Below are 9,222 nucleotides of genomic sequence, written 5' to 3' on the forward strand. Positions count from 1 at the left end.
CGGCAGCGTCAGTTGTGTAGACGAGACAGGCCCTCGGCGCCCTGCCCGGCGGCACCCGGCCCGGCGGCGACGGACCCGCCCGGCGCCGCGCGCCCCGGCGGGTCGAGCGACGGGCTCGACGGCGTCCCCATGACCCTCCTCGGCCTGGTGCGGGCGGTGCGCGCCCACCCTACTGACGCGTCTCCGGGAGCGGGTGCGGCGGTCCGGCACCGCGCGTCTCTGGGAGCGGATGCGGCGGTCCGGCACCGCGCTGCTCTGGGATGATGGGTGCCATGCCCGCTGACGCCTCGACGCCTCACGCCCGGACCTCGCTCGCCGAGGTGCAGCCGCCGATCGCGCTCGGCCCGCTCGACGGCCGGTACCGCGCGGCGGTCGCGCCGCTCGTCGACCACCTGTCCGAGGCCGCGCTCAACCGCGAGCGGGTGCACGTCGAGGTCGAGTGGCTCGTGCACCTCGCGACGCAGCGGGTCCTGCCGGGCGCGCCGGTGCCGTCCGACGCCGACGTCGCGTACCTCCGCTCGGTCGTCACGGGCTTCGGCGCCGCGGACGTCAAGGAGCTCGCCGCGATCGAGCGCGTGACCGTCCACGACGTCAAGGCCGTCGAGTACTTCCTCAAGGAGCGCATCGCCGCGGCGCCGTCGGTGCTCGGCGAGGGCACGGCCCTGCCGGCCCTGAGCGAGCTCGTGCACTTCGGCTGCACGAGCGAGGACGTCAACAACCTCAGCTACGCCCTCATGGTCCGCGGCGCGGTCCAGCACGTGTGGCTGCCGGCCGCCCGCGCGCTCGTCGACCAGCTCGCCGCCCTCGCGCGCGAGCACGCCGAGGTCCCGCTCCTCGCGCTGACGCACGGCCAGCCCGCGACGCCGACGACGCTCGGCAAGGAGCTCGCCGTCCTCGCGCACCGCCTGCGCCGCCAGCTCCGCCGCATCGAGTCCGCCGAGTTCCTGGGCAAGCTCAACGGCGCGACGGGCACGTTCGGCGCGCACGTCGTCGCCGTCCCCGGCGCGGACTGGCCCGAGGTCAGCCGCACGTTCGTCGAGCACCTGGGCCTGACCTGGAACCCGCTGACGACGCAGATCGAGTCGCACGACTGGCAGGCCGAGCTGTACAGCGACCTCGCGCGGTTCAACCGCGTGCTGCACAACCTCGCGACCGACGTGTGGACGTACATCTCGAACGGCGTCTTCGTCCAGATCCCCGTCGCGGGGGCCACGGGGTCGTCGACCATGCCGCACAAGGTCAACCCGATCCGCTTCGAGAACGCCGAGGCCAACCTCGAGCTGTCGAGCGCGCTGCTCGACACCCTCGCCTCGACGCTCGTGACGTCGCGGCTGCAGCGCGACCTCACCGACTCCACGACGCAGCGCAACATCGGCCCCGCGTTCGGGCACTCGCTGCTCGCGATCGACAACGTGCGCCGCGGGCTCGGCGGGCTCGCGGTGGACCGGGAGAGCCTCGAGCGCCAGCTCGACGCCAACTGGGAGGTGTTGGGCGAGCCGGTGCAGTCCGCGATGCGTGCCGCCGCGGTCGCCGGCGTCGCCGGGATGGAGAACCCGTACGAGCGCCTCAAGGACCTCACGCGGGGCCGCCGGCTCACCGCGGAGGACATGCGGACCTTCGTCGCGGGCCTCGGACTGCCCGACGACGTCGCCGCGCGCCTCTCCGCCCTCACCCCTGCGACGTACACCGGGCTCGCCGCCCGGCTCGTCGACTACCTCGACGACTGACCGAACGGTCGACATCACTGCAGGTCAGCGCATGTGAGAGCCCTCTCACCTGGTGTTCGACCCGTTCCGCGGGGACACAGGCCCCCGGTAAGCGCCACCCGACGGGCTAGAGCGAATGGGTGAAACCTGGACAACCGACCGGTTCGCCTGCACAATCGTGACTCGATCCGGTTCGTCCGGTTACATCCGATTCTCGGCGAGGTTGCCCACGTGACGCTCATGCAGAAGGCGATCACCCCCGCACTGACCCGCGCTCACCTGAGCGTCGGTCACGACCGGGTGGCTGGCTACGTGGTCCGCGCCGACGACGTGGCCTTCGCCACGACCCCCGCGCAGCTGTTCGAGGTCCACGGCCTCGGGTACCCGGGGACGCCGTTCAGCCCGTACGCACCGTCGATCGACGTCCTGCGGTTCGAGTCCTCGCCGCAGCTCCAGTACCGCGACGTGCCGGGCTACATCGTCCCGCTGTGGTGGCTCCGCCACTCCCGCATCCCCCCGGGCGCCGAGCTCGTCCGCGTCTTCGCGGACGGCACGTCGATCCTCCTCGGCCGCTACGGCGACGTCGGCACCGGCTGGAGCGTCACGCAGATCGGCGCCCACCGCCCCGCGCTCGCCTCGCTGTCGCGCTGCGTCGGGCCCGTCGCCAAGTGGCACGGCGCCTACCTCGAGGCCGACGTCATCGACGAGGGCCGCACGGTGACCCTGGCGCTCGCGAACCCGCCGCTCTCCGAGACCGGTTTCCAGCAGGCGCCCTCGGGCCGCTGGTTCCGCCGGGTCCCGCGCGAGGACGTCAGCGAGCTGTTCGAGCTCGACCTGACGGCGCGCTGGAACGGGCTCGAGGTCCGCGTCGTCGACCAGTGGCAGGACGCCCAGCGCTACGTCGTCGCCCGCATCTCGCACCTCGGCGACGACATCGAGCGCGCCGAGCGTCTGCGGCTCGACCGCATCGAGGCTGGCGTCTACGAGGCGATCGTCTATGCTGCTGAACTGACAGATATCCAGACAAACCAGGTCGTCCCCGCGACCTGGGCGCCCGGCCCCGCACAGCGCGCGTGGGCATGAGAGCGTTCGTCTAGCGGCTCACGCCGCACCCCCCGAACCGCGCGCCGGGCCTGACTCCCCCCCGTTCAGGCCCGGCGCGCACCTCGTTGTCCGGGACCCCGCGACTCACGTACCCGCACGTGGACGTCGCCAGGAGGACCCGGGCACAGCCGGACGCCGGCACCCAGCGCGTGCAGCGGCGGCGGCCGGACTGAACGGCTCAGCCCGCGCCCTCCGAGCCAGGGCGGCTCACCGGCACGGACCGGGCCGCCGCGAGCGCTGACCGGCCCACCGGCTCGGGCCGCGAACCCTGACCGGCCCACCGGCTCAGGCCGACGCCACCTGCGGGCGGAAGACCCCAGCCACGTCCGGCACGGGGATCGCCGCCAGCTCGGCGAGCGCCGCCCGGTACGCCACCTCGTCCCCCGCACGCGCAGCCTCACGCGCGCGGACGGTCGGCCCGTGCAGCGCGGCGCGCGTCCGCCGGCGCAGCGAGCGTGCAGCCCGCTCGTCGAGCGCGACGGCCACGTACGGCGCGAGGTCGGGCTCACCGTCGTCCGTCACCGTCCCGGCCGCGGCAGACGCCGGGCCCGAGGCGCTCGCCGGATCCGAGGCGCTCGCCGGATCCGAGGCGCTCGCCGGGTCCGACGCGTCCGCCAGCTCCACCGTGCCGACCGACTGCGACCGCCGGTCCAGCCGGACCGCCGCCCGGGCCAGGGCCCACGCCGCGGCCATCGCCTCGGCCTGCTCGGCACCGTCCACGAGCGCCTGGTCGAGCCCGCCGAGCACGCGCCGGCGCTCCGCGACGACCGCGGGGTTCCACTCGCGCACGCGCCGCTCCGCGTCGAACTCCGCGGCGGTCCGCTCGACGATCGCGCGCGCGGCCTCGACCGGGGCGGAGTGCTCGTCGGGCGCGTACTCGGCGACGGTCGTCAGGCTCACGAGCCGGACGCCCGGCAGGTCGCCGACGCCGGGGTCGACGTCGTGCCGCAGGGCGAGGTCGACGACCGCGAGCGGACGGTCGACGCCCGCGCGCGCCGCGGCGAGCGCCTCGACCTCGAGGACCGCCCCGGCCGCGCCGCTGCACGCGACGACGAGGTCGACGTCCGCGAGCTCGTCGTGCAGGTCCTGGCTCGTCACCGCGCGCACCCCGCGGGCGGTCGCGAACGCGCGGGCCCGGCCGCTCGCCGAGTACACGCGGACCTCGCCGCACCCGCGCGCCTTGAGGGCCGCGAGGCTCGCGCCCGCGTAGGAGCCGGTGCCGATGAGCACGCAGCGCACGTCGGGCCAGGCCGGGAGGCCGTCCTCGACGAGGTCGAGCGCGACCGAGACCACCGACCGGCCCGCGGCGCCCAGACCCGTCGTCGCACCGACCGCCCGGGAGGCGCGCGAGGCCGCCTGGAAGAGGGCCTCGAGCGCCGACGTCGTGGTGCCGTCGCGCCGGGCCGCCGTGAGCGCGCGGCGGACCTGCCCGGCGATCTCGCGCTCGCCGACGACCATCGACTCCAGGCCGGACGCGACGGAGAACAGGTGCTCGGCGACCTCGGCGCCCGTGGCGGCGTGGACCTGGCCCGCGACGCGGTCGGGCGCGTACCCGGAGCGGGCCGCGACGACCTGGGCGGCGCCCGAGCGGGCGTGGTCGAGCGCCTCGGCGTCGTCGACGTCGAGGTACAGCTCGAACCGGTTGCACGTCGCGAGCACGACGGCACCGGACACGGCGGGGCAGCCGGCCACGATCTCGCGTCCGACCGCATGCGTGTCGGCTGAGAGCCGTTCCAGCACCGAGAGGTCGAGGTCGTGGTGGCTGGCGATCAATGACAGCAGCACCACGAGTCACGATTGAATCACCCTCGGGAATGTCCGGCACAATCGAGGGGTGACTCTCCCCTCGACACACCCGCTCGTGGACGGCCGCACCACGAATTCCGCGCTCGTCAGCGCATTCTCCGGGCGCCGTCCCGAGCGGCTGCCCGTGTGGTTCATGCGGCAGGCCGGCCGGTCCCTGCCCGAGTACCTGCGGGTCCGCGAGGGCGTCGCGATGCTCGACGCGTGCCTGCGCCCCGAGCTGGCCTCGGAGATCACGCTGCAGCCGGTCCGGCGGCACGGGGTCGACGCGGGGATCTTCTTCTCGGACATCGTGGTGCCGCTGCGCCTGGCCGGGGTCGACGTCGACATCGAGCCCGGCGTCGGGCCCGTGCTCGGCTCGCCGGTGCGCACGGCCAACGACGTCGCCCGCCTGCGGGACGCCGGCCCCCTGACCGCCGAGGCGCTGGCACCCGTGAGCGAGGGGGTGGCGCTGACGGTCGCGGAGCTCGGCTCGACGCCGCTCATCGGCTTCGCGGGCGCGCCGTTCACGCTCGCCGCCTACCTCGTCGAGGGCCGCCCGTCGCGCGACCACCTCGGTGCGCGCACGCTCATGCACGCGGACCCCGACACGTGGCGCGAGCTCACCGAGTGGGCCGCGGACGTCACGGGAGCGTTCCTGCGCGCCCAGGTGCTCGCGGGGGCCAGCGCCGCCCAGCTCTTCGACTCGTGGGCCGGGTCGCTCTCGCTCGCCGACTACACCCGGCACGCCGCGCCGTCGTCGGGCCGCGCGCTCGCGTACGTCGGCGGGCTCGGGGTCCGGACGGTGCACTTCGGGACGGGGACCGGCGAGCTGCTCGCGGCGATGCGCGACGTCGGCGCGGACGTCGTGGGCGTCGACTACCGGGTCCCGCTCGACGAGGCGAACCGTCGCCTCGGGGGGCGGACGCCGCTGCAGGGCAACATCGACCCGGCGCTGCTCGGGGCGCCGTGGCCGGTGCTGGAGTCGCACGTGCGCGACGTGGTCGCCCGCGGGTCCGTCGCGCCCGCGCACGTCGTCAACCTCGGTCACGGCGTGCCGCCGGAGACCGACCCGGACGTGCTGACCCGCGTCGTCGAGCTCGTGCACTCCCTCTGACGGGCGGCGTCGTGCAGCGCGGTGGTGCGTCGGACGACCGGGCCGGGGACACCGCCGTCGCGCACGGGGACCGCGGCGGCCACCCTGAGGTCGCCGACCCGAGTCCCACCGCGGCGCACGACAGCGAGGCCGGGGCGGCGCACGCGGCCGACGCCGGCACCAGGGCGACCCCTCCGACGTGGGGCGCCGTCGTGGTCGGCGGGGGCGTCGCGGGGCTGGTCGCCGCGCGGGAGCTCGCGCGCGGCGGCGTCGCGGTGCTCGTGCTCGAGCGCGGGCCGGCGCCGGGCGGTGCGGTCGGTGCGCACGAGGTCGCGGGGCTCGTGCTCGACACCGGGGCCGAGTCGTTCGCGACGCGCGGCGGATCGGTCGCCGAGCTCGCCGGCGAGCTGGGGCTGACCCGCCGCGTCGTGCTCCCGGAGCCGCTCGGCGCGTGGGTGCAGCTCCCGCGGCTCGCCGGCCCGCTGCCGCGTGCGGGGCACCTCGGCATCCCGGCCGACCCGTGGGCCGAGGACGTGCGGCGCACGATCGGCCGGGCGGGCGCGCTGCGGGCGAGCCTCGACCGGGTGCTGCCGGCCTGGTGGGCGCCCCGGGGCCGCTCCGCGACGCTCGGGTCGCTCGTGCGCGTCCGGTTCGGTCGCCGGGTCCTGGACCGCCTCGTCCGTCCCGTCGTCGCCGGCGTGATGGCGGCCGACCCCGACGACCTCGCGGCCGACTCCGCGTCGCCCGGGCTGCGCGCGGCGCTCGCCCGCGAGGGGTCGCTCGGCGGCGCGGTGCGCTCGCTGCGGGCGCTGGCACCGGCCGGGTCGGCGGTCGCCTCCTTCGACGGCGGCATGCACGTGCTGGTCGACGCGCTCGTGGCGGACGTCGTCGCGCACGGCGGGGTCGTGCGGACGGGGGCGGACGTGACGGCGGTGCGGCGCGCCGGCGCGGTGGGCGACGGGGTCGCCGGGACGGGCGCCGAGCAGCGGGACACGTCGGTGGCGCACGGGGGCGCGGTCCCTTCCGCAGCCGTCGTGGACGACGCGGCCGAGGCGGCCGACCGTGCGGACGCCGGCGCCCGGGGAACGGAGCCCGGCGCTGTCGGAGGCGCGGACCTCGCACCCCAGGGCACCTCGTTCGAGGTCGTGCTGCGCGGAGAGCCGCCGGTGAGCACCGAGCGGCTCGTGCTCGCCACGCCCGCCGCGCCCGGGCTGCTCGCGGCCGGCCTCGCCCCCGAGCTCGCGGGTCACCGGCCGGACGCGGGCGCCGACGTCGTGCTCGCGACGCTCGTGCTCGACGCGCCGGAGCTCGACGCCGCGCCGCGCGGCACGGGCGTCCTGGTGACGCCGGACGTCCCGGGGGTGCGGGCGAAGGCGCTCACGCACGCGTCCGCGAAGTGGGGCTGGGTCGCGCGCGCGGCCGGGCCCGGGTGCCACGTCGTGCGCCTGTCCTACGGGGTCGCCGACCGCGCGCCCGGGTCCGTGGCCGACGACCCGCGCGACCTGGACCCCGCCGCGCTCACCTCCCTCGCGCTGCGCGACGCCTCGACGCTGCTGGGGGTGGCGTTGCGCCCCGAGCAGGTGCTCGGCTCGGCCCGGGTCGCGTGGTCGCAGTCGTTGCCGCGGCCGAGCGCGGCGCACCGGGACGTCGTGGCGCGCGTGCGGGCCGCCGTCGAGCGGCTGCCCGGGGTCGCGGTGTGCGGGGCATGGGTCGCCGGGAACGGTCTCGCGTCCGTCGTGCCCGACGCCCGGCAGGCGGCACGGTCGCTGCTCGGGAATGGGACCACCGAAAAGCCGTGACGCGTGCCACACTGGCGTCGACGGGAATTGTTCTGACAGTCGGTCAGGAACGGGTCACATTTCTCGAGGAAATGCCGCGGCGCCAGCGCAGGATTTCGCCGGCAGCGCACGGTCGCCCTCACTTTTCGACAACCCTCGCCGGGTGGACGACACTGGAGCCATGCCCTCGACCGTTCGTATCGGCACGCGCGCGAGCACCCTGGCGCTGACCCAGACCGGGCACGTCGCCGACGCGCTGGCCCGGCTCGGCGGCTTCGACGTCGAGATCGTGCACGTCCGCACGGAGGGCGACCGGCTCACCGGCTCGCTCGCGACGCTCGGCGGGACGGGCGTCTTCGTCACCGCGCTGCGCGACGCCCTGCTCGACGAGCGGTGCGACGTCGCCGTCCACTCGCTCAAGGACCTCCCGACCGGCCCGGCCGACGGGCTCGTCCTCGGTGCGGTCCCGCCCCGCGAGGACCCCCGCGACGTGCTGTGCGCGCGCGAGGGCTGGACGCTCGCGACCCTGCCGCCCGGCGCTCGCGTCGGCACCGGGTCCCCGCGCCGCGCCGCGCAGCTCCGGGCCGCCCGGCCCGACCTCGACGTCGTCGACATCCGCGGCAACGTCGACACGCGCATGCGCCGCGTCGCCCCCGGCGACCTCGACGCGGTCGTGCTCGCGCGCGCCGGGCTCGCGCGCCTCGGCCGGCTCGACGCGGTCACGCAGGAGCTCGACCCCGCGGTCATGACCTCCGCCGCCGGCCAGGGGGCGCTCGCCGTCGAGGTCCGCGCGGGCGTCACCGACCCGCAGCTCGCCGCCGCGCTCGCCGCGCTCGACGACCCGGCCTCGCGCCTCGCCGTCGCCGCCGAGCGCGCGCTGCTCGGGCACCTCGAGGCCGGCTGCGCGGCCCCCGTCGGCGCCCTCGCGCGCCTCGACGCCGCCCCGACGGACGACCCGGCCGCGGCCGACGCGCGGCTCGACGGCGCGCCCGGTCACGTGCTCACGCTCGACGCCGTCGTGGTCCGCACCGACGGCTCGCAGCAGCTGCGCCGCTCGGCCCGCGCCGCGCTCGCGCCCGAGGCCCCGACCGTCGACTCGGTCACCGACGTCCCGGCGGACCCGCGCGGCACCGGGCGGCTCGTCGGGCACGTCGACCCCGAGCGCCACGCTGCGGCGGAGACGCTGGGCCGCACGCTCGCCGAGGAGCTCCTGGACGCCGGCGCGGCCCGCCTCGCCGAGCTCGGTCCCCGCTGATGCCGGGCCGCATCCCGGACGGGGTCCTGCGCACCGACGTCGACCCGGCGCGCCTCGCCGGACCGCTCTCGGGCACCCGGGTGCTCGTGCCGCGCGCCGACGACGGGTCCGACCCGCTCGTCATCGCGCTGCGGGCCGCGGGCGCCGAGCCGGTGCCGGTCGCGCTGATCCAGACCGTCCCACCCGAGGACCCGACCGAGCTCGACGACCTGCTGCTCGCGCTCGGCTCCGGCTGGTACACGTGGCTCGCGATCACGAGCGCCGCGGCCGTCCCCGTGCTCGTGGACCGCGCCGAGGAGGTCGGGACGCCCCTCGCCGAGCTCGTCCAGGGCACGCGCGTCGCCGCGGTCGGGCCCGCCACCGCGCGGGCGCTGCGCGCGGAGGGCGTCGAGGTGGACCTCGTGCCGTCGGGCGTCTCGTCGGCCGCGACGCTGCTCGCCGTCTGGCCGGCCCGGCCCCCGGCCCCCGCCGGCACGCCCGGCACGCCCGGCACGCCGACGG

The 9,222-nt window shown here is 76.8% G+C and carries 7 protein-coding genes; 6 read left to right on the top strand and 1 reads right to left on the bottom strand.

Translation table 11 applies throughout. The annotated features are described in order from the left end of the window. The first annotated feature begins 272 nt into the window (after positions 1-272). On the top strand, positions 273-1,727 hold the full coding sequence (gene purB, locus AB6N24_RS21885) for an adenylosuccinate lyase (RefSeq protein ID WP_412871475.1): 1,455 nt from the start codon (positions 273-275) through the stop codon (positions 1,725-1,727). Between the two features lie 219 nt (positions 1,728-1,946). Next, positions 1,947-2,789 carry a hypothetical protein gene (locus AB6N24_RS21890; protein ID WP_221196469.1) on the top strand — a complete coding sequence of 281 codons (843 nt, stop codon included), beginning with the start codon at positions 1,947-1,949 and terminating at the stop codon, positions 2,787-2,789. A 306-nt stretch (positions 2,790-3,095) separates the two neighbouring features. Here the strand turns inward: AB6N24_RS21890 and AB6N24_RS21895 are convergent, their stop codons facing one another. Continuing rightward, positions 3,096-4,598: a glutamyl-tRNA reductase gene (locus AB6N24_RS21895; protein WP_412871476.1), complete on the bottom strand. Its 1,503-nt coding sequence runs from the start codon at positions 4,596-4,598 to the stop codon at positions 3,096-3,098. 46 nt (positions 4,599-4,644) lie between these two features. On the opposite strand from AB6N24_RS21895, the gene hemE reads away from it, so the two are divergent. From hemE to AB6N24_RS21915, 4 genes are all read left to right on the top strand, one after another. Continuing rightward, entirely contained in the window at positions 4,645-5,709 is a 1,065-nt protein-coding gene (hemE, locus tag AB6N24_RS21900; protein WP_412871477.1) for a uroporphyrinogen decarboxylase, read from the top strand. An 11-nt stretch (positions 5,710-5,720) separates the two neighbouring features. After that, entirely contained in the window at positions 5,721-7,487 is a 1,767-nt protein-coding gene (locus tag AB6N24_RS21905; RefSeq protein ID WP_412871478.1) for a protoporphyrinogen/coproporphyrinogen oxidase, read from the top strand. A gap of 160 nt (positions 7,488-7,647) precedes the next feature. Further along, positions 7,648-8,721 carry a hydroxymethylbilane synthase gene (hemC, locus tag AB6N24_RS21910; protein WP_412871479.1) on the top strand — a complete coding sequence of 358 codons (1,074 nt, stop codon included), beginning with the start codon at positions 7,648-7,650 and terminating at the stop codon, positions 8,719-8,721. Then, positions 8,721-9,222 (top strand): uroporphyrinogen-III synthase (locus AB6N24_RS21915; RefSeq protein WP_412871480.1); only part of this gene is annotated, 502 nt, incomplete at its 3' end. The genes hemC and AB6N24_RS21915, both read left to right, overlap by 1 nt.

Origin of the sequence: Cellulomonas jepli (assembly GCF_047229345.1) — a bacterium.
Lineage (GTDB): Bacteria > Actinomycetota > Actinomycetes > Actinomycetales > Cellulomonadaceae > Cellulomonas_A.